Here is a 23086-nt window from a genome sequence, read left to right as displayed (position 1 = left end):
AAGGCGCCTTATTTTATTATGTAATAACGTCACTAAATGATTAAAAACGTGGAGTCAGGAAAATGTTAAGGAAGAATATTGTGTCAGGATGCGCGCTGCTGATCTGCGCTGGCAGCCTTCAAGCGGCCCCACTGGCACCCACACAATATGGCGACTTCGACCGTTACGTCCTGGCACTCTCCTGGCAAAACGGGTTTTGCCAGAGCCAGCATGATAGAAACCGCAAAGAACCGATACAATGTCTGCGGACAACCGAGGCCGCCAATAAGGCCGATTATCTAACGGTACACGGCCTATGGCCTGGGCTACCGAGCTCCATTGCATCACGCGGCGTGGATAACAACCGCTGGATGCGTTTCGGCTGCGCCACGCGTCCAATCCCCAATATGCCGGAAGCAAAAGCCAGCCGGAAATGCGCCGCCGATGAGACCGGTTTGTCGCTGGAAGTCGCCAATAAGCTCAATCAGGTGATGCCGGGCAGCGGCGGAAAAACCTGCCTTGAGCGCTATGAGTACGCCAAGCACGGCGTCTGCTTTGGTTTCGACCCGGATGCCTATTTCGGTACCATGGTACGCATGAATAGTGAAGTGAAGCAGAGCGCAATAGGTCAGTTCCTTGCTGCTAACTACGGCAAAACCGTTACCCGCGCGAGCTTTGACGATGCGGTTGCCCGTGCTTTTGGCAAAGAGAACGTGAAAGCAGTCAAGCTGACCTGCGACGGTAACCCGGCCTATCTGACCGAAATGCAGATTGCCATTAAATCCGCCAGCATCAACAACCCACTCAGCGCAGATTCACTGCTTCCGCAGCCGCATCCCGGCAACTGCGGCAAACAGTTCATCCTGGATAAAAACGGCTACTAACGGTTTGATTACGCCCCCGGTTTTCGGGGGCGATTCACACTACTGCTCGATAAACGATAACAGATCGTCGTTGATCTGATGCTTATGCGTGGTACAGATCCCATGCGATCCGCCGCGATACACCTTCAGCTCCGCGTCAGGCAAAATTTCCGCCGCCACTTTCCCGCAGGTCTCGAACGGCACAATCTGATCGTCATCACCGTGAATCACCAGCGTTGGGATCGTCATTCTGCGCAGGTCCTCACGCAGGTCGGTTTCTGAGAACGCCTTGATGCAGTCGTACAGCGCCTTAATCGAGCCCTGTAGCCCTTGCTCAACAAAACCTTCGCGCACCGCTTTCGACTCCTTCGCTCCTGGACGGTTATAGCCGTAAAACGCCGCCGTCAGCTCATAGAAAAACGCGCCGCGATCGTTAATCACCCCGTCACGAATACCGTCGAAAACCTCCAGCGGCACGCCGTTCGGGTTAAAGTCCGTTTTCACCATAATGGGCGTTACCGCGCCAATCAGCACCGCTTTGGCCACCCGCTGTGTGCCGTGACGGCCAATATAGCGCGCCACCTCGCCGCCTCCGGTTGAGTGCCCAACGTGCACCGCATCCTTCAGGTTCAGATGGGCGGTCAACTCCGCCAGGTCATCCGCATACTGGTCCATATTGTGCCCGTCCCAAGGCTGCGCCGAGCGCCCATGGCCTCGTCTATCGTGGGCGATAACCCGATACCCCTTTGAGCCCAGAAACAGCATCTGATCCTCAAACGCATCAGACGTCAGCGGCCAGCCGTGGCTAAATACAATAGGCTGTCCGCTTCCCCAATCTTTAAACCAGAGATAGCTACCATCTTTCAGGGTCAGTTTATCGAAACCACTCATACGATCTCCTGTACTGGAAGGACGCTGCCGAATGCAGCCTAAAAAGAATAATCCAGATTTATAGGTTGCGATGTATTTCGCACAAAATTCACACAACGCCGATCGTTGCCATTCTCGAATGTGCGCTGTATCACTTCAAACCTGACCTCAGGATCAGTATGATGGGATGAGATGAACCCTTGCCGCTGGCGGTGAGGGTTTTCTTTTGGATAATCGATAGACATGGAGTAAATAATGACCAGACCTGCCATCATTATTAATGAGTTCGATGCCGAGCGTATCGACCGCCTGCTTGAGCAACCTGCTTACGCAAATTCCCCGGTGGCGAACGCGCTAAACGACGAACTGGATCGTGCCCAGATGTGTGCCCCAGAGGACATGCCGCACGATGTAGTGAGTATGAATAGCCAGGTCAGATTCCGCGATCTCACCACCGGCGAAGAGCGTGTCCGCACGCTGGTCTTCCCGGCCCAGATGACCGACAGCAGCAGCCAGCTTTCCGTGATGGCGCCGGTTGGCGCGGCACTGCTTGGCCTGCGCGCAGGCAGCGCCATTCACTGGGAACTGCCAGGCGGTACTTCTACCCATCTCGAAGTGCTCGAGCTGCTTTACCAGCCGGAAGCGGCAGGCGAATTTCATCGCTAATCTCCCGCGCTAACCTATTAAGAGGATGTTCTGCATCCTCTTTCTGTTTTGTCCCTTCGGCTACTTTCTGCCTCACGAAACTTTACAACTCCCCTCGCCTCGATAAACTATTTTGCGAACTAAATGACATATTTAGAACTCATTATGTGTTCTGATAGTTCCACAAAGACAAGGAGGAGCCATATGTACAAAACAATCATTATGCCAGTTGATGTTTTTGAGATGGAATTGAGTGACAAAGCCGTTCGTCACGCGGAATTTTTAGCCCAGCAGGATGGCATTATCCATCTGCTTCACGTGCTGCCGGCATCGGCCAGCTACACCATGAGCCGCTTTGCCGCCGACCTGCGCCGCTTTGAAGAGCATCTGCAGCAGGAAGCCGAAAGCCGTCTGACCACCATGGTGAGTCATTTCAGCATCGACCCTTCGCGTATTAAGCTTCACGTTCGCCTCGGCAGCGTCCGCGATGCCGTAAATGAACTGGCGGAAGAGCTGAACGCCGATATGGTGGTGATCGGTTCACGTAACCCATCTATCAGCACGCACCTGCTTGGCTCCAACGCTTCCAGCGTTATCCGCCACGCCCATATCCCGGTATTAGTCGTCAGATAATGTAGCCAGGCGAAGCGAAGCGCCGCCGGGAAATAGCCGTCACAAAAAAAGGCCACCTTTCGGTGGCCTTTGACATTGCAGGCATTGTCTTCTTTTTTATGCAGTTTTGGTACGAATCAGGTAGTCAAATGAACTCAGTGACGCCTTCGCACCTTCGCCAGCGGCGATGATAATCTGTTTGTACGGCACGGTGGTGCAGTCGCCCGCGGCGAATACGCCCTTCACGTTAGTCTCGCATTTCGCATCAATGATAATTTCACCCATGCGGTTACGCTCAATCGCGCCTTCCAGCCAGTTGGTATTTGGCAGCAGGCCAATCTGGACGAAAATCCCCGCCAGCGCTACGTGATGCTCGTCGCCGCTCACGCGGTCACGATACTGCAGGCCGGTGACTTTGCTGCCGTCACCTTTTACTTCTGTCGTTTGTGCATTCAGAATAATGTCGACGTTTTTCAGGCTGCGCACTTTATCCTGCAGCACCTGGTCGGCCTTCATTTCTGGCGCAAACTCAAGCAGGGTCACGTGTTCAACCACGCCCGCCAGATCGATAGCCGCTTCAACGCCGGAGTTACCGCCGCCGATGACCGCTACGCGTTTGCCTTTAAACAGCGGGCCGTCACAGTGCGGGCAGTAAGTAACACCTTTGGTACGGTACTGTTCTTCACCCGGAACGTTCATGTTACGCCATTTCGCCCCGGTAGCGATGATAATGCTGCGTGCTTTCAGCACCGCGCCGGACGCGGTTTCAATCTGATGCAGGCCGCCTTCAACCGAGGCAGGAATCAGCTTAGACGCGCTCTGGGAATCAATCACGTCGACGTCATAGTCGCTCACGTGCGCCTTCAACGCACCTGCCAGTTTCTGGCCTTCGGTTTTTGGCACGGAGATGTAGTTTTCGATATCAACGGTATCCAGCACCTGGCCGCCGAAACGTTCGCCCATCAGGCCGGTACGAATACCTTTACGCGCAGAGTAAACCGCCGCCGCTGCACCGGACGGGCCGGAACCGACGATCAGCACATCGTAAGCATCACGTTTATTCAGCTCTTCCGCCGCACGTTTTTCTGCGCCGGTATCCACTTTCGCCACGATTTCAGTCAGCGTCATACGCCCCTGACCAAACTCCTGACCGTTCATATAGACCGCCGGAACGCCCATCACGTTACGGTCGGTAATTTCATTCTGGAACGTACCGCCGTCAATGGCCGTGTGCTTGATGCGCGGGTTCAGTACCGACATCAGGTTCAGCGCCTGCACCACGTCCGGGCAGTTGTGGCAAGAGAGCGAGTAGTAGGTTTCAAATTCAAAGTCGCCGTCGATATCGCGGATCTGCTCCAGCAGAGACTGCGCTTCTTTCGACGGGTGACCACCGGTCCACAGCAGCGCCAGCACCAGCGAGGTAAACTCGTGGCCCAGCGGGGAACCCGCAAAGCGTGGGCCCTGGTCGGAACCTGGGTTAGTAATCTGGAACGATGGCTTACGTACCGCGAGCGTGTTGTCTTCTTTAAAGGTGACTTTGTCTGACAGTTCAGCGATTTCAGCCAACAGTTCCTTGATCTCTGCCGATTTAGCGCTGTCATCCAGCGTGGCAATCAGCTCAACAGGTTTGGTCAGCTTCTCAAGATAGGCCTTGAGCTGGGTTTTCATGTTGGTGTCGAGCATTTTTATCTCCTGGGCTTAAAACATCATCATGCAAGCGGCCACATACGAGCTGCGTATAAGCAACTTGCATCATGATGCTGGGATTAAACAGGCGCAGAAGCGCGCCTGTTAGATGCCGGATGGCACTGCGTTTATCCGGCCTACATACGGTAGGCCAGTTCAGCGCCGCCGGGCAGAAGACGACTTAGATCTTGCCGACCAGGTCTAAAGATGGAGCCAGAGTGGCTTCGCCTTCTTTCCATTTAGCCGGGCACACTTCGCCTGGGTGAGAAGCAACATACTGAGCTGCTTTGATTTTACGCAGCAGGTCAGAAGCATCACGGCCGATACCTTCAGCGGTAACTTCGATTGCCTGGATGATACCCTGTGGGTCAACAACGAAGGTTGCACGGTCAGCCAGACCTTCATCTTCACGCATGTTGTCGAAGTTACGGGTCAGGGCGCCAGTCGGGTCGCCGATCATCGCGTATTTGATTTTCGCGATGGTGTCAGAGCTGCTGTGCCATGCTTTGTGGGTGAAGTGGGTGTCGGTGGAAACAGAGTAAACGTCCACGCCCAGTTTCTGCAGCTCTTCGTAATGGTCAGCTACGTCACCCAGTTCGGTCGGGCATACGAAGGTGAAGTCAGCCGGGTAGAAGAAGAAGACGCTCCAGCGACCTTCGGTATCTTTCTCGGTAACTTCTACAAATTCACCGTTTTTGAACGCCTGGTTTTTGAAAGGTTTGATTTTGGTATTAATTAAAGACATCGAGTACTTCCTCCGTGTTTTCGTTGAGGTCTAAGTTAACGACTTTTTCCTGATTCGACCAATGCGTTTACATTATCAAATCAATAAGCGTTATCTAACAACCGGAACAAGACAGCTTTGTGAACCTATGACGAGGACGGGCACAAATCGCTCACCCCCAGACGTAAAAAGGCCGCATCAGCGGCCCCGTTACCTGAATCCCCAGCAGGTGAATTCAGCGCCAGCCAGGCTGGCTTATTGTTGCGCTCTACATACCTTAACAAAGGTGGTAACAGCCCCTGGATTACATCACCCTGCTCCGCAAAGGGCAATCAACCTGGCGTCGGTCTTATCTATGGCTGTAATAGCCTACGCCGTTTAATGTGTATTACCCACTGATTTTACGAACATTTTCCTTACTATCAGATGCTTTACCCCTTGTTTACACGCTTGGGTAAAACAAAAACGTCAATCAGGCGAAATCCCTATAAACTCATCACGTGAATATTATTCAATATATATATACATCTATTATTCTGCGTAATAAGTGGATCATTACTCGTGCCTGTTATATATTCAGATGCAGTTAAATTTCAATGTAGTTTTTCGAACACATGGATGGTTTCGGAAGAAAATGACGCATGTTGCGTCATGTATGCATTTGTAAAAACAATAAAGGAATATTTCATGGCAAATCTTTACAATCTAAAGCGTTTTGATCTTAATTTACTCATTATTTTTGAATGCATATATCAAAACTTGAGCATTAGTAAGGCAGCGCAAACGTTATTTATTACGCCCTCAGCCGTTAGCCAATCATTGCAGCGATTGCGCGTACAGTTGAACGACCCGCTTTTTGTGCGCTCTGGTAAAGGTATAACGCCAACGACCGTAGCCGATAACCTGCATCTTCATCTCGATGAAAATCTGAATAGCCTTGAGCAAACGATAAATATTATGGGCAAAACCGAGTTGAAAAAACGCTTTGTGGTTTACGGCCCGCAGTTTCACGCCCTGCCAAAGCTCACTCAGTTTATGAATATTCTGCTTGAAGATCCCAATCTTGAAGTGGCCTATCACGATACGGCGGCAGAAAGCGAAGAAATTGAAGGCATAATGAATTACCGAAAGGCTGATGTGGTTTTTACCATGGAGCAATGTAACAACCGTTCTCTGGTCTGCGTGCCATTTTGTGAAAGCCCCGTCTTACTGATGTGCCGCCAGGATCATCCTAGATTAGGCGACAGCGCCACGCCAGAACAACTATCGAAAGAACGCTTCACCCTCTTTCAAACACGTGAACATCAGGTCAAAGAATTTCAGAAGGTCTACGACTCCGCACGACTAACGGAGCGAGAGATTGCATTTACATCGTCCTCATTAATGACGATTTTTAACGTCGTCCACCACAGTGATTTAGTCGCCCTGGCGCCGAGATTGATCTTTAATAAATTAAAAGACACCTTAAAGTTAAAAGAAATATCAACAACTACGCCTATGCCTATGCCTACCTTTACGTTATATATGGTCTATAGCCGCTCATCAATGAATCTGCCATTTTTCGCAGACATTATAAAAAGAACAACATGCCCTCAAATTATTCACGCGGAAAATGAATTAAGTTAATAATATAATTTCATTGCATGTATTATCTTATTTATTACTTCTCATAACAGCGTACTATAATCAGCACCTTATTAGACATCATCGCCATAAAGGATTGCTGATTTATGTCAATCATCAAACTCCCCTTGCCTCTCTCCGTTCTGGAGGCAAGTCGGGAACGGATAAGCTGGACGTTGAATAACCTCCCCCGCGTTTGTATCTCTTTTTCCGGCGGGAAAGATTCTACGGTCATGCTGCATTTAGCCGCCGAACAGGCGCGCCAATCTGGCAAAAAATTCAGCGTGCTGTTTATTGATTGGGAAGCTCAGTTCTCCTATACCATCAATCATTGTCAAAAATTACGCACGCTGTATTGCGACGTGATTGACACTTTTTATTGGGTTGCCTTGCCGCTCACCACCCAAAATTCACTCACCCAATTCAACCCTGAGTGGCAGTGCTGGGAGCCGGGGGCAGAATGGGTCAGGCAGCCGCCTGAAGATGCCATTACCGACCCCGATTTTTTTCCCTTTTATGAGCCAGGCATGAGCTTCGAACTGTTCGTACAAAAGTTTGCCGATTGGTTTTCCCAGCAGCGTCCCGCCGCCGTGATGGTCGGTATTCGCGCCGACGAGTCCTACAACCGCTTTCTGACTATTGCCTCGCAGCGAAAGCGCCGCTTTGCCGATGATAAACCCTGGACGACCGTCGCGCCGGGCAATCATGCCTGGTACGTCTATCCGATCTATGACTGGAAAACGGCGGATATCTGGACCTGGTTTGCCAAAAGCAAGCTGCCCTATAACCCGCTCTACGACCTGATGCATCAGGCGGGCGTGCCGCTGCGCTATATGCGTATCTGCGAACCCTTTGGGCCGGAGCAGCGGCAAGGGCTGTGGCTTTATCACGTCCTGGAGCCTGAACGCTGGGCCGCAATGTGCCAGCGGGTCAGCGGCGTCCACAGCGGCGGGATCTATGCCGGGCAGGATAACCAGTTCTACGGCCATCGGAAAATCGAAAAGCCGCAGCATCATAGCTGGCGCAGTTACGCCCATTTTCTGCTGTATAGCATGCCGGAAGCCACCGCCGACCACTATCGCAATAAGATCGCCGTCTATCTTCACTGGTATCAAAAGCAGGGATGGGAAGATATCCCAGACAGCCAGGAGAAAGACCTCGGCTCTAAAGACGTTCCGTCGTGGCGACGAATCTGCAAAGTCTTATTAAACAATGATTATTGGTGCCGGATGCTCTCTTTCAGCCCAACAAAAGCCAGCCACTACCAACGCTACCGCAAGCGCATGGCACAGAAGCGTCAACAATGGGGGTTACTATGCAACAAAAACTGATTGCGCAGTTGCAAGGCTATCTACAGACCTTATCGGACGAAGAGAAGATTGATGCGATTAATCAGTTTCGGCAGGCTTTGCACGAGGAGAGCCCATTTCGCGACCAGCCGATTGACTGCGTGCTGTGGGTGAAAGAGGAGCGGGTTTCGCCGAATGACTACAATCCCAACAATATGGCGCCGCCGGAAAAACGCCTGCTCGCCAAATCGCTGGAAGCCGACGGTTTTACTCAACCGATTGTGGTGATTGAGAAAAACAGCAACGCCTATGAGATTGTCGATGGTTTCCACCGCCATCTGCTGTCGCAGTCAAAAGCCGCGCTGAAAAAACGCCTACAGGGCTATTTGCCGATTACCCAGCTAGAAAATAGCGACCATTCGCAGCCGTCACGGATGGCGGCCACCGTTCGTCATAACCGCGCACGCGGTCGCCACCAGATAGGCGCAATGTCCGATATCGTGCGCGAACTGAGCCAGCTCGGATGGAATGATGAGAAAATCGGTCAGGAGCTGGGCATGGACGCCGATGAAATTCTGCGTCTTAAACAGATTAACGGCCTGTGCGAACTATTCGGCAATCGCCAGTACTCACAGGCCTGGACGGTCAAATAGCTACAGACGACACAGACGCTCGGCGGCGGCCAGCAGCGTCGTTGCCTGCTTGGCAAAGCACAGGCGAATCAGCTTATGCGGGAACGACGCCGCACAGAAGACCGACAGCGGGATCGCCGCCACGCCAATTTCAGTGGTCAGCCATTGGCAAAAGCTCACGTCATCGAGCTCGGAAATAGCGCTGTAGTCCGCCAGCAGGAAGTAGGTGCCTTCGCAGGGCAGCAGCTTCAGTCGGCTCTGGTTTAGCGCATCGATGAACAGGTCACGGCGCGCCCGATAAAAATCGGGCAGTTGGCGGTAGTGCTCAGGTTCGGCCCGCAGCATATCCGCCAGCGCCAGCTGTGCCGGGGTATTGACGGCAAAGGTCAGATATTGGTGCACCTTACGCAGCTCGGCGCTTATCGGCGCGGGCGCGACGCAGTACCCCACCTTCCAGCCGGTCATATGATAGGTCTTGCCAAACGATGAAACCGCCACCGCCCGCTCGCGAAGCTGCGGGTGCGCCAGCACGCTGGCGTGTCCGGCTTCGCTAAAGCAGATATGTTCATACACTTCATCGCTGAGCACATAAATTTCCCGTTCAGCAATCGCCTGCCATAATCCCTCAAAATCGGCCGCCTGCCATACGGTGGCGGAAGGGTTATGCGGAGTATTGAGAATAACCAGCCGGGTTTTATCGCTCAACGTGTCGGCAAATGCCTGCCAGTCGACGCGAAAGTGCGGCGGCTGCAGCGCGATACGCTTCACGATGCCACCGGAAAGCTCAACCGCCGGCGCATAGCTGTCATAGCTCGGGTCGAAGCAGATAACCTCATCACCGTCGCGCACCAGCGCGGTAATCGCCGCGTAAAGCGCTTCTGTCGCTCCGGCGGTGACCGTAATCTCATTATTCACGTCCGGCGAGTGGCCATACAGCGCCTGCGTTTTCTCGGCAATCGCTTCACGCAGCGCCAGCGCGCCGGTCATCGGCGCATATTGGTTTGCGCCCGCGGCGACATGGTGCGCCAGCCGTGCCTGAAGGTAAGTGGGGCCGTCAAAATCGGGGAAGCCCTGTGAAAGGTTGATCGCCTGGTGCTGCTGCGCCAGCGCGCTCATCTGGGTGAAAATGGTGGTGCCGAGGTTGGGTAGCTTGCTTTGTGGGATGAGTTGCTTATTCGTCATTCTTCGTTTGCCGCTCGTGATGCCAAAGTTAACATCAATATAACACGGCGAACGCGTTTGGCAATCAAGACGTTTAGATGTCTAAATAAACGTTAGCAACATTTCGCGCCGCCCTTCCCGCCGTAGCGCGCGTCCTGACGATCGCGGAAAAATTCTTCGTAGGTCATCGGCGTCTGGTCCGGGTGCGTGATGCGCATGTGTTCAACATAATTGTCGTAGTCCGGCACGCCAATCATCATTTTAGCGGCCTGGCCGAGGTATTTTCCGGCTTTCGAAAGCGTATCAAACATCGTTTTTGTCCTTTGGGTAAGCCCGGCGTCGCTGCGCTCGGCCGGGCTACAACTTCATTAAACCACGCGCAAATGAAATTAGTGCGCGCGTTTCGCCTGCGCCACCAGATTCTCCGCATCCGCCGGCATCGGCTCATACGGGGTCTCTTTCGCCGTCGGTTTATCCTCTTTCAATGCCGCCAGTGCGGTTTTGAGTGAGAACAATGCCAGCACGACCACCACCACCATAAAGAAGATGGTCAGCCCGGCATCAAGACGGTTGTTGAACACCAGCTGCGCCAGCTGCGATTCGGTGTACTGCGGCGGAATGTTGCCGCTGTCGATCATCGCCTGGAACTTGTTGGCAATTGCCAGGAAGCCCACGCGGGTGTCTTCGCTGAACGACTTCTGCCAGCCCGCTACCAGCGTACACACCAGCAGCCACGAGGTTGGCACCAGTGCAACCCATGCGTAGCGCTGGCGTTTCATCTTGAACAGTACCACCGCACAAAGCATCAGCGCCATACCCGCCAGCATCTGGTTCGCGATACCGAACAGCGGCCACAGGGTGTTAATGCCGCCCAGCGGGTCAACCACCCCTTGATGCAGGAAGTAACCCCAGGCCAGCACGCAGAGTGCCGTTGCCAGCAGGTTAGCGGGCAGAGAATCCGTACGTTTAAGCCCTGGATTGATAACGCCCAGCAGGTCTTGCAGCATAAAGCGCGCCGCACGGGTACCCGCATCCACCGCCGTCAGAATAAACAGCGCTTCAAACAGAATGGCAAAGTGATACCAGAACGACACATCCATCAGGCCGCCCAGCGCCCCGTGAAGGATATAGGCCATCCCCACCGCCAGCGTCGGCGCACCGCCCGCACGAGAAATGATCGACTGCTCACCGACTTCGTTGGCAATTTGATGCAGCAGGTCCGGCGTCACCGCAAAGCCCCAACTGCTGACCACCTGCGCCGCAGAAGCCACCACGTCAACGGTACCGGCTGGTGCCAGCATCGCCATCGGGCTGTTCATCGCAAAGTAGACGCCCGGGTCGATAATACAGGCAGAAACCAGCGCCATAATGGCGACGAAGGATTCCATCAGCATACCGCCGTAGCCGATAAAGCAGGCCTGATTTTCGTTCGCCAGCATCTTCGGCGTGGTACCGGAGGCAATCAGCGCGTGGAAACCAGAAACCGCGCCGCAGGCGATGGTGATAAACAGGAACGGGAACAGGTCGCCAGTCCACACCGGGCCGGTACCATCAACAAATTTGGTCAGCGCTGGCATCGTCAGCGTAGGACGCATAATCAAAATGCCAATCGCCAGCCCGACAATAGTGCCGATTTTCAGGAAGGTAGAAAGGTAGTCGCGCGGTGCCAGCAGCAGCCATACCGGCAGCACAGAAGCCACAAAGCCGTAGCCCACCAGCATCCAGGTCAGCTGTACGCCGGTATAATCAAACCACGGTGCCCAGGTTTCGCTTGCCGCCACCCAGCCGCCGGAAATAATGGCAAACACCAGCAGCACCAGACCAATAACCGACACTTCGCCAATGCGTCCCGGACGCAGATAGCGAATATAAATCCCCATAAATAGCGCCAGTGGAATGGTGAACGCTACGGTGTAGGTTCCCCAGGGGCTGTGGGTCAGCGCTTTCACCACGATCATCGCCAGCACCGCCAGAATGATCACCATGATCATAAAGGTCGCCACCAGCGCAATGACGCCAGCGACCGGCCCCATCTCCTCTTTCACCAGCTCACCCAGCGAACGACCATCGCGACGGGTGGAAACGAACAGCACCATAAAGTCCTGGACCGCACCGGCCAGCACCACCCCAGCTAACAGCCAGAGCATGCCTGGCAGGTAACCCATTTGCGCCGCCAGCACCGGCCCTACCAGCGGGCCCGCCCCGGCAATCGCCGCAAAGTGGTGACCAAACAGTACTTTTTTGTCCGTTGGTACATAGTCGAGACCATCGTTATGACGCACGGCAGGCGTCATGCGCGTCGGGTCAACCTGCAGCACCTTTTTCGCAATATAGAGGCCGTAAAAACGGTAGGCGATGAGATAAACGCAGACCGCCGCCACGACGATCCACAATGCGTTTATCTGTTCACCACGATTGAGGGCGATGTAGCCCAGGGCAAACGCTCCGACAATGGAGAGTAACGCCCATATAAGGTATTTCCCTGAATTGTTCATAGTTATTGTCCGTATCAGTAGCAGAGGATGTTACATTTTGTGTCCATAGCAAGCACACTTGATTTAACAACCTTGAAACGAATATGAACAGGAACAGAACCCGACATTTACATCACATTGTTAACGGGATCACTTAAGTCAGAAAAACGGATGAGAGATGGCGGAGGAAATTGAGAGATTCCCGGCGGCGCTTCGCTTGGCCGGGCTACCACTGAATTGTAGTCCGGCCAAGCGAAGCGCCGCCGGGATCGGACACAAAACCTAACCCAGCACCGCCGTCCCTAACCGGCAGGTACAGCAGCGTCGCCCCTGCTCGTCAAAAACGACAATTTCCCAGCTCTGGCTTTGACGCCCGAGGTGCAGCGGCTGGCACACCGCCCGCACCTGCCCTTGAGAAACCGGGCGGTGGTGTGATGCATTCAGTTCGGTGCCAACTACGCACTGCCCTTCACGGGTCATCAGAAAACCGGCCATCGATCCCAGCGTCTCCGCCAGCGCCGCCGACGCGCCGCCGTGCAGCAGGCCAAACGGCTGATGGGTGCGGCTGTCCACCGGCATCACCGCTTCCAGGCTGTCGTCGCCGATATGGGTATAAACAATCCCCAGATGCGCCACCATGGTGTTCTCACTGGTGGCGTTCAATTCATCGAGGGTTAAATGGCGCTTCCAGATCATCCTACGCTCCCAGCGTTGAGCCGCCGTCCACCACAATATCCTGCAGCGTGATGTGGCTGGCGCTGCTCGATGCGAGGAACAAAATAGTGTTGGCAATCTCCTGCGGACGGGCAATTTTCCCCAGCGGAATGCCGAGTTTAAACTGCTCACCAAAGCCACGAATACGCTGCTGCTCAGCGTCGTCACTCACCCACAACACGCGCTGCATATCAGTGTCGGTCGAACCCGGCGAAACGATGTTACAGCGCACGCCCGCGCTGGAAAGCTCCAGCCCGACGGTCAGCGCCAGGCTTTTTAGCGCCGCCTTCGACGCACCATAGGCGCTCATGCCGATACGCGGCGTATGCGCCGCATCGGAAGCGACGGTAACAATTGCCCCGCCCTGCTGACGACGGAACTGTGCCATCGTCTGCTGGAACAGGTTAAACGCGCCGCCGACGTTGACCGCAAAGGTCTGCTGCCAGTCTTCCAGGCTCAACTCGTCGGTTGCACCCATTCGCAAAATTCCGGCGGCGTTCACCAGCACGTCCAGCCGCTCGGTGGTGGCAAGCAGACGCTCGCACACCTGCGCTACCTGCTTTGCATCCGCCACGTTCAGCACTTCGGTGGTAAACGGATAACGCTCGCCGTTGAAAGCCAGGTCGAAACCGGTCACCTTCGCGCCCACCTCCACAAACGCCAGCGCGGTAGCGTAACCAATGCCTTTTCCTGCCCCGGTCACCCACACGGTCTGGCCGTTAAAATCGAACCCGGCCATTATTTCACCTCGCGGGAGAGCAGCGCCCACCAGGCGTCGATGCTTGGATTTTTCGCCAGCATCACGAAGTCGATATCGCCGTGCACTTTACGCCAGCGTGCCGCCAGCGCCATCATGCGCACGGAGTCGAGGCCGTAATCAATCAGGTTGTCATCGTCGAGCGGTTCATCAGACTCATCCAGCAGCGGCAGTACCAGCGCGCGCAGCGCCGCTTTGCTGGTCGGCACGGACGGCAGCAGTTCATCGGTCATCACCACGCGGCCGCTACGACCAGCAACATATTTCAGCGACATCAGGTGCTCGTCGCGGCTAAAGTCCGCCAGCGCGTCAGCGACAAAGAACGGCTTAATATCGCGCATAAAGGCGTCGGTGGCGGTGGTCATGCAGCCAATGTGCGCATAGACGCCGGTGATAATCAGCTGATTACGCCCAGTATCTTTCAGCATCTGCTCCAGCGGCGAGCGGTGGAATGCGCTGTAGCGCCACTTCACCAGCACGGTATCCTGCGTATCCGGCGCCAGCGCCGCAATCACCCGCTGCTGCTCCGGCGAGCGGGTCAGCCCCGGCCCCCACATATCATTCAGCAACGCGCGATCTTCATCGCTCTGCTCTTTCGGCTGCGCGGTGTAGTACACCGGAATATCGTGTTTCTTACAGAAGTCGCGCAGCGCGGCAATGTTCGCCACCACGGTCTCCATCATTTCGCTGTCCTCGCCCCAGAAGTTGAGGAAATACTCCTGCATATCGTGGATCAGCAGCGCGGCGCGCGACGGTTCAAACGCCCAGTTGACCTTGTTCTCGGGAAGATCCAGCGCGGTTGGCAGCGCGTAGCCCTGTAATTTTGGAATCGCCATGTTGTTCTCTCCTTCAGCCCTGCGAGCGACTCGCCAGCCACTGACGTAATTGTTTTTTATCGACTTTCCCGACGTGGGTCAGCGGCAGTTCATCTACGCACTCGACGCGGTCAGGTAGTTTAAATTCGGCCACGCCCTGCTCGCGCAGGAAACGACGGACGGCCACGGCGCGCAGCGGTTCTTTCACCACCAGATAGGCGCAGCTTTTCTCGCCAAGCAGGCTGTCTTCCATGCTGACCAGCGCCGCGTAGACCACCGCGTCATGACGCAGCAGCAGGTTTTCAATCTCTTCAGCGGCAATCTTCTCGCCGCCGCGGTTAATCTGATCTTTCTCACGCCCTTCAACGGTGATGTAACCCTCTTCGTCGATGGAGATAAGATCGCCCGAGCAGTAAAAACCGTCGGCATCAAAGGCGCTGGCGTTATGCTGCGGGCTCTTGTAGTAACCACGGAAGGTGTATGGGCCACGGGTCATCAGTCGGCCAACTTCGCCGCGCGGCAATGGGTTACCGTCGGCATCCGCCACCCACACTTCGTCGTCCGGGCACATCGGGTAGCCTTGAGTGTTGAGGATCTTTTCTTCTGAATCATCCAGACGGGTGTAGTTCACCAGCCCTTCCGCCATGCCGAACACCTGCTGCAGCTGGCAGCCGATCTCCGCCGGAATACGCGCCGCCAGGGTCGCAGAAAGACGCGCACCGCCCACCTGGAGCAGCGTCAGCGAACGTAGCTGGGCGTTGCTGCCCCATTCGGCAATCGCCTGCAACCACAGGCTGACGGCAGGCGGCACCAGCGCCGCGACGTTCACCTGATGCTTTTCAATCAGCGGGAAGCAGAGCGTGGCGCTTGGATCCGCCGCCAGCACTACCGTCCCTTGTGCCAGGAAGACGCCCAGCGCGCCAGGCGAGCTCATGGCGTAGTTATGCGCCGACGGGATCGCGCAGAGATAGCGCGTCTGCGCATCAAAGCGGCAAATCTCATTACTGCGGCGAATGCTGTAGTAGTAGTCGTTGTGGGTACGGGGGATAAGCTTCGGCGTGCCGGTACTGCCGCCGGAGAGCTGAAAAAAGGCCACTTCGTCGGCGGCGGTTGGCGTTGGGGTAAAGTCGACAGCCGGACGAGCAATCGCCGCCTCCAGCGCGTGTTCCCCCTCACCTTTACGCAGCAGCACCATGCGCAGGGAGCGATGCTGTTCGCAAAAAGCGTTCAGGAAACTATCGTCACCAAACAGCGTATGCGAACGGTCGGCAATCAACGCCGCCGGGGCAATCTGCTCGGCGTAGGCATTCAGCTCGCTGCGCTGATGGCTGAACAGCGCGTTCACCGGCGCGACGCCGATTTTCAGCAGCGCAAACAGCGTAATGTAAAACTCGGCGATATTGCCCAACTGCACCAGCGCGGTTTCACCACGCTTCAGCCCTTTACGCTGCAGCGAGGCCGCCAGGTTATCGACGTAGATATTCAGTTGCCGATAGCTAATCTGATGGTCGCCATCAATCACCGCAATTGCGTCGCTACCTGCGTGGCGGGTTAGCATTTCGGTCAATGGCAGATCCTGCCAGTAACCTTTCTCGCGGTAGCGCGCCGCCAGCGCGTCCGGCCAGCGGGTAAATTCCACGGTCATTCTGATTCCTTAATGCAGGCCGAAAACGTTCAGCATGGTAGAGAGTTTTACGCCGGTTTCGCGCCACTCGGACTCCGGCGATGACGCAGGCACAATGCCCGCACCGGCAAACAGACGCACGCTATTGGCTTTGACGCGCGCGCAGCGGATAGTCACTACCCACTCGCCGTTACCTTCGGCGTCACACCAGCCGACGATGCCGCCAAACAGGTCGCGCTCGAACGGCTCCAGCTCGGCAATCAGCTGTTTCGCCGCCTGATGCGGGAAACCGCTCAGCGCAGGCGTTGGATGCAGCAGACAGGCGAGCGTCAGCGCGTTTTCTTCCGCTTTAGCCTGGCCTTCAATTGGCGTAGCGAGGTGCCACAGGGTGGGCGTGGTAAGCAACTGCGGGGTGCTCGGCAGCGAGAGCTGCAGGCTGCGCGGCGCCAGCGTTTTTTTCATCGACTGGGTCACCAGCTCATGTTCGTGACGGTCTTTTTCCGAAGCCAGCAGACGGTTACCCGCTTCGCGATCCAGCATATCGTCCGGCTGACGACGCGCGGAACCGGCCAGCGGCAGCGAATGGAACAGCGAGCCCTCTTTACGCAGCAGCAGCTCAGGGCTGGCGCCCAGCAGCACGCTACCGTCCGGCAGCGGCACGTGGAAGTTAAAGCTCGCCGGGTTTTGCGCCACCAGACGCTCCAGCAACGCGCCGCTATCCAACGTCTGCTCGGCTTCAATATCAATCAGGCGGGAAAGCACCACTTTATTGACCTGCGGGGTCGCGGTCAGCGCCGCCGCGCGGGCCACCATATCGAGGAACACCGGGCTTTCGGGGATTTCGCGGCGCGCCACCACCGCCAGCGGATCGCGCGAGGCGTGATAGCGGGAAGCGTGTTGCTTTGCGGTACGCGAAAACGCGTCACAGCGTTCAGGGATAAACAGCGCGGAAGGCTGCGTGGTGTCGAACGGGATAGCACCAACCATCACCGGATTGGCGATCCCGGCAGCTTTGGCCGCGGCAAACGCCGAGGCTAGCCCCTGCTGGAATACGCTATCTGGCGCATCACCGCCTTCAGCTGGGCAGGTGAAGCGCTGAAAGCAGCCCGCGGTGGTAAAACTACGGAACGGCGACATAAAGAAAAAGCTATCGGCCGAAAGCGTAGCCTGATGGTGTTGTTCTTGTGTATCCGCAGCAAGTGACGTTTCCATATCATCCTCCAAAAACGATAAAGATATTACGAATAATTATCATTTATATTTTGGTTGGGTAACCTAAAAGTAAACGCCTCGTATGTCAACAGCGCTAAGCAGCATCTTGTGCTTAATAAAAAGCGCGTAGCCCTGATATTGCCCTGCCCCGGCAATGGAAGAGGGCTTGCATCCAGCGCGAACAATAGTTGAAAATGAGAAGCATTAACCAATGACAATCAGGACGCATATCCGTGAACTTCTCCGCTTTATGGCGCACCGTGGCGCTCATCGCAGGTTTCAGTGTTTTAGGAATATCCTCAACCCAGGCCGCCGAATGGCCGCGCCAGATTAGCGACAGTCACGGCGTTCACACGCTGGAGCACAAGCCGACGCGCATCGTCTCCACCAGCGTCACCCTCACCGGCTCTCTGTTGGCAATTGATGCACCGGTAATCGCCAGCGGCGCTACCACACCCAATAACCGCGTAGCCGATGCTCAGGGCTTCCTGCGCCAGTGGGGCGATGTAGCGAAAGCGCGCAAGGTAACCCGCCTTTATATTGGCGAACCAAGTGCAGAAGCCGTCGCCGCGCAAATGCCTGATCTGATCCTGATTAGCGCCACCGGCGGTGACTCCGCGCTGGCGCTGTACGACCAGCTCTCCACCATCGCCCCAACGCTTATCGTCAACTACGACGATAAAAGCTGGCAGGCGCTGTTGACTCAGCTCGGTACTATCACCGGGCAGGAGAAGCAGGCTGCGGCGCGTATTGCCGAGTTTGATAAGCAACTGGCGACGGTAAAACAGCAGATGAAGCTGCCACCACAGCCGGTGAGCGCGCTGGTCTATACCGCCGCGGCGCATAGTGCCAACCTGTGGACCAGCGAATCCGCGCAGGGGCAGTTCCTCTCCCAGCTCGGCTTTACCCTCGCCACGCTGCCGGAAGGCCTGCACGCCAGCCAAAGCCAGGGCAAACGTCACGACATCATCCAGCTTGGCGGTGAAAACCTGGCGACCGGACTGAACGGCAACAGCCTGTTCCTGTTCGCCGGTGACCAGAAAGACGTGGACGCGATTTATGCCAACCCATTGCTGGCGCACCTGCCGGCGGTGAAAGAAAAGCATGTTTACGCATTAGGTACCGAGACGTTCCGCCTCGACTATTACAGCGCAACGCGCGTGTTAGCGCGGCTGTCGGCGCTGTTTGGTTAATCGCCGATCCAGTCCCGGCGGCGCTTCGCTTGGCCGGGCTACTCGTTTCCTGTAGCCCGGACGAGGCGGTTACGCCGACTCCGGGATCTCGCGCCGGAACCGCCGCAGCTCGCCCAGCAGCAGCAGTAAAATCCCGCCCACTATCGCCAGCCCCCAGCCGCTGACGCTTGCCGACGCCACCGGGGTCAACATCGCACCCAGTCCGCCAAGCAGCGCCGCACCGATGGCATCACCGGTCACGTTCTGCGCCGTCCACAGCCCGTTAATGCGCCCGAGCATGGCTTCCGGCGTCTGGGTCTGAATCAAGGTGTATTGCAGCAGCGAACTGATGGCACTCAGCCAGCCAAACAGCGCCAGACAGACCATCCCTAGCGCCCAATGCGGCATCATGGCAAACAGACCGATTGCCACAAACGCGCCGACCGTCGCCAGCAGCATCACCCAGCCTGGACGCTCGTTCTGCGCCAGCCGTCCGCTGGTTAACGCACCAAAAGCCGCCCCCAGCGGGATTGCCGCGTACAGCAGGCCAATCTGTGCTGCTGACATCTGCCAGCCTTGCGCCAGCGCGGGGTAAAGCACGCGCACGGCGCTGGCCATCGTCACCAGTCCGCCCAGCAGCGCAATGCCGCCAATCAGCGGGCTAGCGAGCAGAAAACGGAACCCGGCCACCAATGAAGTGAACGGATGTTCGCGCTTCTGCGGCGGCGGTGGCAGTTGCGGTAAACGCAGCAGCGTCAGCGTGGTAATAAAGGTGCCCAGCGCTGCCAGCAGGTAGTTCCACGACACGCCGCCGGAAGCCAGCAGCAGGCCGCCGACCATCGGCGAAATCACCGACCCCAGGCGCACCGTCAGCATGGTGATCGCCCCGGCCTGCATCAGGTTTTCACGCCCAACCAGCGCAGGCGTCGCCGCCAGCAGCGCCGTCACGCCCAGCGAAGCAAAGAAGCCATCCCATAATCCCAGCAGATAAATCGCCACCAGCGACGGCTCCGGCAGCAGCGCGTTTAGCCACAGGCCGATAAACCCCACGCCGCAGGTGCCGCGCGCCAGCAGAATCAGTTTGCGGCGCTCGTAGCGGTCGGCCAGCACGCCGCCGACCATCAGCCCAACGAACATCGCCCCGCCGGTCAGCGTGACCGAAAGCCCTACCTGCCAGGTGGAGTGGGTCATCATCTGGATTTGAACAGGTACCGCCACGCCGAGCAGGCCCAGCGAGAGAATGGAGATAAAGCGAGCGATAAAGACGGCGCGAAAGGCCGGATGCGTTTTTAGCAGGCTCAGATTCAGCAGCCAGGATTGTCGATTCATTACAAAACCTTGAACGTTTTTTCTTACCCTTTCCGAGGGCGCTCATGCTAACATAAGCGAATAAGATAGATAACGATAATTACTATCATTATCAAATCAGGGATGTCGCCATGTCGTTTTCCACCCCGGTGCTGCGCGCCCTTGCGCTGCCTGGATTGTTGATACTGCTGTTTCTCGCCGCCACGCTCAGTTTATTGATTGGTGCCAAACCGCTCCCGGTTCACGTCGTGATCGACGCGCTTAGCGGCACCTGCCAGAGCACCGACTGCACCATCGTGCTCGATGCCCGACTGCCGCGAACGCTGGCCGGTCTGCTCGCCGGTGGCGCGCTGGGGCTTGCCGGAGCGCTGATGCAAACCCTCACCCGTAACCCGCTTGCCGATCCCGGGATTCTTGGCGTTAACGCCGGAGCCAGCTTTGCCATCGTGTTAGGCGCGGCGCTGCTTGGCATCACCTCGCCGCAGGAACAGCTAGCGATGGCCTTTTGCGGGGCGCTGGTGGCCTCGTTAATCGTGGCCTTTACCGGCAGCCAGGGCGGCGGCCAACTGAGTCCGGTACGCTTAACGCTGGCAGGCGTGGCGCTCGCCGCCGTACTGGAAGGTTTCTCCAGCGGTATCGCCTTGCTCAACCAGGATGTCTACGATCAGCTGCGCTTCTGGCAGGCCGGGTCGCTGGATATTCGCACCCTGCAAACTCTGAAAACGGTACTGATCCCGGTGTTGATTGCCGGTGCCGTCGCGCTGATGATGAGCCGTTCGCTTAACAGCCTGAGCCTCGGTGCCGACACCGCCACCGCGCTGGGCAATAAAGTGGCGCGCACGCAAATTATGGGGCTGCTGGTGATCACCATTCTGTGCGCCAGCGCGACATCGGTGGTAGGCCCTATCGCCTTTATCGGCCTGATGATGCCGCACATTGCGCGCTGGCTGGTCGGTTCGGATCACCGCTGGTCGCTGCCGGTCACCCTGCTCGCCACGCCGTCGTTGCTGCTGTTTGCCGATATTATTGGTCGCCTGCTGGTACCCGGCGAACTGCGGGTGTCAGTGGTCAGCGCCTTTATCGGCGCACCGGTGCTGATTTTCCTCGTCCGCCGTAAATCAAACGGAGGTGGCCGATGAACGCCCCTTCTCGCCGTCTGGTCGCCAGCTGTCTGCTGCTGGTCGCCGCATGCCTGGTGCTCACGCTGCTGAGTCTGCGCAGCGGTGCGGTCACGCTGGAATTTTCACAGATATTCGCCGCGCTGTTCGGTGATGCGCCGCGTGCTATCACGCTGGTGGTCACCGAATGGCGTCTGCCGCGCGTGCTGATGGCGCTGCTGATTGGCGCCGCACTCGGCGTCAGCGGCGCAATTTTCCAGTCGCTGATGCGCAACCCGTTGGGCAGTCCGGACGTGATGGGCTTTAACACCGGCGCGTGGAGCGGCGTGCTGGTGGCGCTGGTCTTCTTCGGCCAGAACCTCACCACCATTACCCTCGCCGCCATGGCGGGCGGCATCGCCACCTCGCTTATCGTGTGGGCGCTGGCGTGGCGCGACGGTATCGAAACCTTCCGGCTGATTATTATCGGCATCGGCATCCGCGCGATGCTGATGGCCTTCAACACCTGGCTGCTGCTGCGCGCGTCGCTGGAGACCGCCGTCTCCGCTGGGTTATGGTTTGCCGGATCGCTTAACGGCCTGACGTGGGCCAAAATCTGGCCTGCCGCACCAATGATGGTTGTCGCCCTCGCCTGCTCGGCGCTGCTGGTGCGCCGTTTACGGCTGTTAGAAATGGGCGATGACAGCGCCTGTGCGCTGGGGGTTCGCGTCGAGCTTTCCCGCCTGCTGCTGATGCTGGTCGCCGTGGTACTGACCGCCGCTGCCACCGCGCTGGCCGGGCCGATTTCGTTTATTGCGCTGGTTGCACCGCACATCGCCCGCCGCCTCAGCGGCACCGCGCGCTGGGGGCTGACCCAGGCGGCGCTCTGCGGCGCGCTGCTGCTGGCCGCCGCCGACTACTGCGCCCAGCAGCTGTTCTTGCCTTACCAGCTTCAGGTGGGCGTCGTCACCGTTAGCCTTGGCGGTATCTACCTCATCGTGCTGCTTATTCAGGAGTCTCGTAAAAAATGACCGACACCGTCGCTCGCCTGCGCGGCGAGGCGTTAACCCTTGCCTACGGGAAAAAGACCATCGCCGAGTCGCTAAACGTCACCATTCCTGATGGTCATTTCACCGCCATTATTGGCCCCAACGGCTGCGGGAAATCAACCCTGCTGCGCACGCTCAGCCGTCTGATGACGCCGGTTCACGGCCACGTCTATCTCGACGGTGAAGAGATACAGCGTTACGCCAGTAAAGAGGTGGCGCGTCGCGTCGGCCTGCTGGCACAAAACGCCACGACCCCGGGCGATATTTCGGTACAGGAGTTGGTTGCGCGCGGGCGTTATCCGCATCAGCCACTGTTTACCCGCTGGCGGCAGGAAGATGAGGATGCGGTGCAGAATGCAATGCAGGCTACCGGCATTGTTAATCTGGCAGGCCAGAGCGTCGATACCCTCTCCGGCGGCCAACGTCAGCGCGCGTGGATTGCGATGGTGCTGGCGCAGGACACGTCGATTATGCTGCTCGACGAGCCAACGACCTGGCTTGATATCAGCCATCAGATTGATCTGCTGGAACTGTTAAGCGAACTGAATCGCGAGCGCGGCTATACGCTCGCCGCCGTGCTGCACGATTTAAACCAGGCGTGCCGCTACGCGACGCACCTGATTGCCTTGCGCGATGGGAAGATTGTGGCAGAAGGCGCGCCGAAAGAGATTGTTACTCCGGCGCTGATTGAAGCGGTGTACGGCCTGCGCTGCATGATTATTGACGACCCAGTGGCGAATACGCCGCTGGTGGTGCCGCTTGGGCGGCGGTGAATTTTCC

At 56.8% G+C, this 23086-nt stretch carries 21 protein-coding genes and 1 pseudogene; 10 read left to right on the top strand and 12 right to left on the bottom strand.

Annotated features, from left to right (window positions below; genetic code table 11):
• Nucleotides 1-62 precede the first annotated feature (62 nt).
• Nucleotides 63-863, top strand: a complete 801-nt coding sequence (rna, locus tag AB2B48_RS00180; RefSeq protein ID WP_368300500.1) for a ribonuclease I — start codon at nt 63-65, stop codon at nt 861-863.
• Nucleotides 864-902: 39 nt separating this feature from the next.
• On the opposite strand, the gene AB2B48_RS00175 is transcribed toward rna, so the two are convergent.
• Nucleotides 903-1733, bottom strand: coding sequence for an alpha/beta fold hydrolase (locus AB2B48_RS00175; RefSeq protein WP_368300499.1), 831 nt, complete (start codon nt 1731-1733; stop codon nt 903-905).
• 234 nt (nt 1734-1967) lie between these two features.
• Here AB2B48_RS00175 and rnk point away from each other — a divergent pair, with 234 nt between their 5' ends.
• The gene (gene rnk, locus AB2B48_RS00170; RefSeq protein WP_185669842.1) at nt 1968-2378 is read left to right on the top strand and encodes a nucleoside diphosphate kinase regulator; all 411 of its coding nucleotides are present in this window, start codon (nt 1968-1970) and stop codon (nt 2376-2378) included.
• 183 nt (nt 2379-2561) lie between these two features.
• Entirely contained in the window at nt 2562-2990 is a 429-nt protein-coding gene (gene uspG / locus AB2B48_RS00165; RefSeq protein ID WP_185669843.1) for a universal stress protein UspG, read from the top strand.
• A gap of 96 nt (nt 2991-3086) precedes the next feature.
• On the opposite strand, the gene ahpF is transcribed toward uspG, so the two are convergent.
• Both ahpF and ahpC read right to left on the bottom strand, forming a co-directional pair.
• Complete coding sequence (gene ahpF, locus AB2B48_RS00160) at nt 3087-4652, bottom strand: alkyl hydroperoxide reductase subunit F (RefSeq protein WP_368300498.1); 1566 nt, start codon at nt 4650-4652, stop codon at nt 3087-3089.
• Between the two features lie 184 nt (nt 4653-4836).
• Entirely contained in the window at nt 4837-5400 is a 564-nt protein-coding gene (ahpC, locus tag AB2B48_RS00155; RefSeq protein ID WP_035895873.1) for an alkyl hydroperoxide reductase subunit C, read from the bottom strand.
• A gap of 666 nt (nt 5401-6066) precedes the next feature.
• Here ahpC and AB2B48_RS00150 point away from each other — a divergent pair.
• The 3 genes from AB2B48_RS00150 to AB2B48_RS00140 all read left to right on the top strand — a co-directional run bounded on the left by AB2B48_RS00150 (nt 6067) and on the right by AB2B48_RS00140 (nt 8944).
• On the top strand, nt 6067-7005 hold the full coding sequence (locus AB2B48_RS00150; protein ID WP_368300497.1) for a DNA-binding transcriptional repressor CitR: 939 nt from the start codon (nt 6067-6069) through the stop codon (nt 7003-7005).
• A 104-nt stretch (nt 7006-7109) separates the two neighbouring features.
• Nucleotides 7110-8333 (top strand): phosphoadenosine phosphosulfate reductase, encoded by a 1224-nt coding sequence (locus AB2B48_RS00145; protein ID WP_368300496.1) that lies wholly within the window; start codon nt 7110-7112, stop codon nt 8331-8333.
• Nucleotides 8318-8944 (top strand): IbrB-like domain-containing protein, encoded by a 627-nt coding sequence (locus AB2B48_RS00140; RefSeq protein ID WP_368300495.1) that lies wholly within the window; start codon nt 8318-8320, stop codon nt 8942-8944. The genes AB2B48_RS00145 and AB2B48_RS00140 overlap by 16 nt, the downstream gene beginning before the upstream one ends.
• Here the strand turns inward: AB2B48_RS00140 and AB2B48_RS00135 are convergent, their stop codons facing one another.
• The 8 genes from AB2B48_RS00135 to entC form a co-directional block, all read right to left on the bottom strand.
• Entirely contained in the window at nt 8945-10105 is a 1161-nt protein-coding gene (locus tag AB2B48_RS00135; protein WP_368300494.1) for a pyridoxal phosphate-dependent aminotransferase, read from the bottom strand.
• Nucleotides 10106-10197: 92 nt separating this feature from the next.
• Complete coding sequence (locus AB2B48_RS00130) at nt 10198-10395, bottom strand: YbdD/YjiX family protein (protein ID WP_035895883.1); 198 nt, start codon at nt 10393-10395, stop codon at nt 10198-10200.
• A 78-nt stretch (nt 10396-10473) separates the two neighbouring features.
• Entirely contained in the window at nt 10474-12579 is a 2106-nt protein-coding gene (gene cstA / locus AB2B48_RS00125; protein ID WP_185669848.1) for a pyruvate/proton symporter CstA, read from the bottom strand.
• Between the two features lie 261 nt (nt 12580-12840).
• Nucleotides 12841-13254 carry a proofreading thioesterase EntH gene (gene entH / locus AB2B48_RS00120; RefSeq protein ID WP_185669593.1) on the bottom strand — a complete coding sequence of 138 codons (414 nt, stop codon included), beginning with the start codon at nt 13252-13254 and terminating at the stop codon, nt 12841-12843.
• Nucleotide 13255: 1 nt separating this feature from the next.
• A complete protein-coding gene (gene entA / locus AB2B48_RS00115; RefSeq protein ID WP_368300493.1) occupies nt 13256-14011 on the bottom strand; it encodes a 2,3-dihydro-2,3-dihydroxybenzoate dehydrogenase EntA in 756 nt (251 codons plus the stop codon).
• Nucleotides 14011-14865 carry an isochorismatase family protein gene (locus AB2B48_RS00110; RefSeq protein WP_368300492.1) on the bottom strand — a complete coding sequence of 285 codons (855 nt, stop codon included), beginning with the start codon at nt 14863-14865 and terminating at the stop codon, nt 14011-14013. Before AB2B48_RS00110 ends, entA begins: the two co-directional genes overlap by 1 nt.
• A gap of 13 nt (nt 14866-14878) precedes the next feature.
• A complete protein-coding gene (gene entE / locus AB2B48_RS00105; protein WP_368300491.1) occupies nt 14879-16489 on the bottom strand; it encodes a (2,3-dihydroxybenzoyl)adenylate synthase EntE in 1611 nt (536 codons plus the stop codon).
• Between the two features lie 9 nt (nt 16490-16498).
• Complete coding sequence (gene entC / locus AB2B48_RS00100) at nt 16499-17680, bottom strand: isochorismate synthase EntC (RefSeq protein WP_368300490.1); 1182 nt, start codon at nt 17678-17680, stop codon at nt 16499-16501.
• A 233-nt stretch (nt 17681-17913) separates the two neighbouring features.
• Here entC and fepB point away from each other — a divergent pair, with 233 nt between their 5' ends.
• Nucleotides 17914-18873, top strand: coding sequence for a Fe2+-enterobactin ABC transporter substrate-binding protein (gene fepB, locus AB2B48_RS00095; RefSeq protein ID WP_368300489.1), 960 nt, complete (start codon nt 17914-17916; stop codon nt 18871-18873).
• A gap of 90 nt (nt 18874-18963) precedes the next feature.
• On the opposite strand, the pseudogene entS reads toward fepB, so the two are convergent.
• Nucleotides 18964-20181 (bottom strand): annotated as a pseudogene (gene entS / locus AB2B48_RS00090) (enterobactin transporter EntS); the annotation flags it as partial.
• A gap of 110 nt (nt 20182-20291) precedes the next feature.
• Between entS and fepD the strand changes: the two are divergent.
• Genes fepD through fepC form a run of 3 tightly spaced genes read left to right on the top strand, consistent with a single transcriptional unit; the run spans nt 20292 to nt 23079 of the window.
• A complete protein-coding gene (fepD, locus tag AB2B48_RS00085) occupies nt 20292-21299 on the top strand; it encodes a Fe(3+)-siderophore ABC transporter permease (RefSeq protein ID WP_368300488.1) in 1008 nt (335 codons plus the stop codon).
• Nucleotides 21296-22288, top strand: coding sequence for an iron-enterobactin ABC transporter permease (gene fepG / locus AB2B48_RS00080; protein WP_185669585.1), 993 nt, complete (start codon nt 21296-21298; stop codon nt 22286-22288). The genes fepD and fepG overlap by 4 nt, the downstream gene beginning before the upstream one ends.
• Complete coding sequence (gene fepC / locus AB2B48_RS00075; protein ID WP_220438505.1) at nt 22285-23079, top strand: iron-enterobactin ABC transporter ATP-binding protein; 795 nt, start codon at nt 22285-22287, stop codon at nt 23077-23079. Before fepG ends, fepC begins: the two co-directional genes overlap by 4 nt.
• Nucleotides 23080-23086: the final 7 nt, after the last annotated feature.

Source organism: Kluyvera sichuanensis (assembly GCF_040930405.1).
Taxonomy (GTDB): Bacteria; Pseudomonadota; Gammaproteobacteria; order Enterobacterales; family Enterobacteriaceae; genus Kluyvera; species Kluyvera sichuanensis.
Note: the sequence above shows the minus strand (reverse complement) of the source record. Positions and strands in the feature narration are given on the sequence as shown.

Excerpts from the sequence above, each read along its gene's own strand:
- fepD (WP_368300488.1), top strand. The coding sequence starts at position 20,292 with ATGTCGTTTTCCACCCCGGTGCTGCGCGCCCTTGCGCTGCCTGGATTG.
- entA (WP_368300493.1), bottom strand. The coding sequence starts at position 14,011 with ATGGCCGGGTTCGATTTTAACGGCCAGACCGTGTGGGTGACCGGGGCA.
- entC (WP_368300490.1), bottom strand. The coding sequence starts at position 17,680 with ATGGAAACGTCACTTGCTGCGGATACACAAGAACAACACCATCAGGCT.
- entH (WP_185669593.1), bottom strand. The coding sequence starts at position 13,254 with ATGATCTGGAAGCGCCATTTAACCCTCGATGAATTGAACGCCACCAGT.
- AB2B48_RS00110 (WP_368300492.1), bottom strand. The coding sequence starts at position 14,865 with ATGGCGATTCCAAAATTACAGGGCTACGCGCTGCCAACCGCGCTGGAT.
- uspG (WP_185669843.1), top strand. The coding sequence starts at position 2,562 with ATGTACAAAACAATCATTATGCCAGTTGATGTTTTTGAGATGGAATTG.
- AB2B48_RS00135 (WP_368300494.1), bottom strand. The coding sequence starts at position 10,105 with ATGACGAATAAGCAACTCATCCCACAAAGCAAGCTACCCAACCTCGGC.
- fepC (WP_220438505.1), top strand. The coding sequence starts at position 22,285 with ATGACCGACACCGTCGCTCGCCTGCGCGGCGAGGCGTTAACCCTTGCC.
- fepG (WP_185669585.1), top strand. The coding sequence starts at position 21,296 with ATGAACGCCCCTTCTCGCCGTCTGGTCGCCAGCTGTCTGCTGCTGGTC.
- ahpC (WP_035895873.1), bottom strand. The coding sequence starts at position 5,400 with ATGTCTTTAATTAATACCAAAATCAAACCTTTCAAAAACCAGGCGTTC.
- entE (WP_368300491.1), bottom strand. The coding sequence starts at position 16,489 with ATGACCGTGGAATTTACCCGCTGGCCGGACGCGCTGGCGGCGCGCTAC.
- AB2B48_RS00150 (WP_368300497.1), top strand. The coding sequence starts at position 6,067 with ATGGCAAATCTTTACAATCTAAAGCGTTTTGATCTTAATTTACTCATT.
- rnk (WP_185669842.1), top strand. The coding sequence starts at position 1,968 with ATGACCAGACCTGCCATCATTATTAATGAGTTCGATGCCGAGCGTATC.
- ahpF (WP_368300498.1), bottom strand. The coding sequence starts at position 4,652 with ATGCTCGACACCAACATGAAAACCCAGCTCAAGGCCTATCTTGAGAAG.
- AB2B48_RS00175 (WP_368300499.1), bottom strand. The coding sequence starts at position 1,733 with ATGAGTGGTTTCGATAAACTGACCCTGAAAGATGGTAGCTATCTCTGG.
- AB2B48_RS00145 (WP_368300496.1), top strand. The coding sequence starts at position 7,110 with ATGTCAATCATCAAACTCCCCTTGCCTCTCTCCGTTCTGGAGGCAAGT.
- cstA (WP_185669848.1), bottom strand. The coding sequence starts at position 12,579 with ATGAACAATTCAGGGAAATACCTTATATGGGCGTTACTCTCCATTGTC.
- AB2B48_RS00140 (WP_368300495.1), top strand. The coding sequence starts at position 8,318 with ATGCAACAAAAACTGATTGCGCAGTTGCAAGGCTATCTACAGACCTTA.
- AB2B48_RS00130 (WP_035895883.1), bottom strand. The coding sequence starts at position 10,395 with ATGTTTGATACGCTTTCGAAAGCCGGAAAATACCTCGGCCAGGCCGCT.
- rna (WP_368300500.1), top strand. The coding sequence starts at position 63 with ATGTTAAGGAAGAATATTGTGTCAGGATGCGCGCTGCTGATCTGCGCT.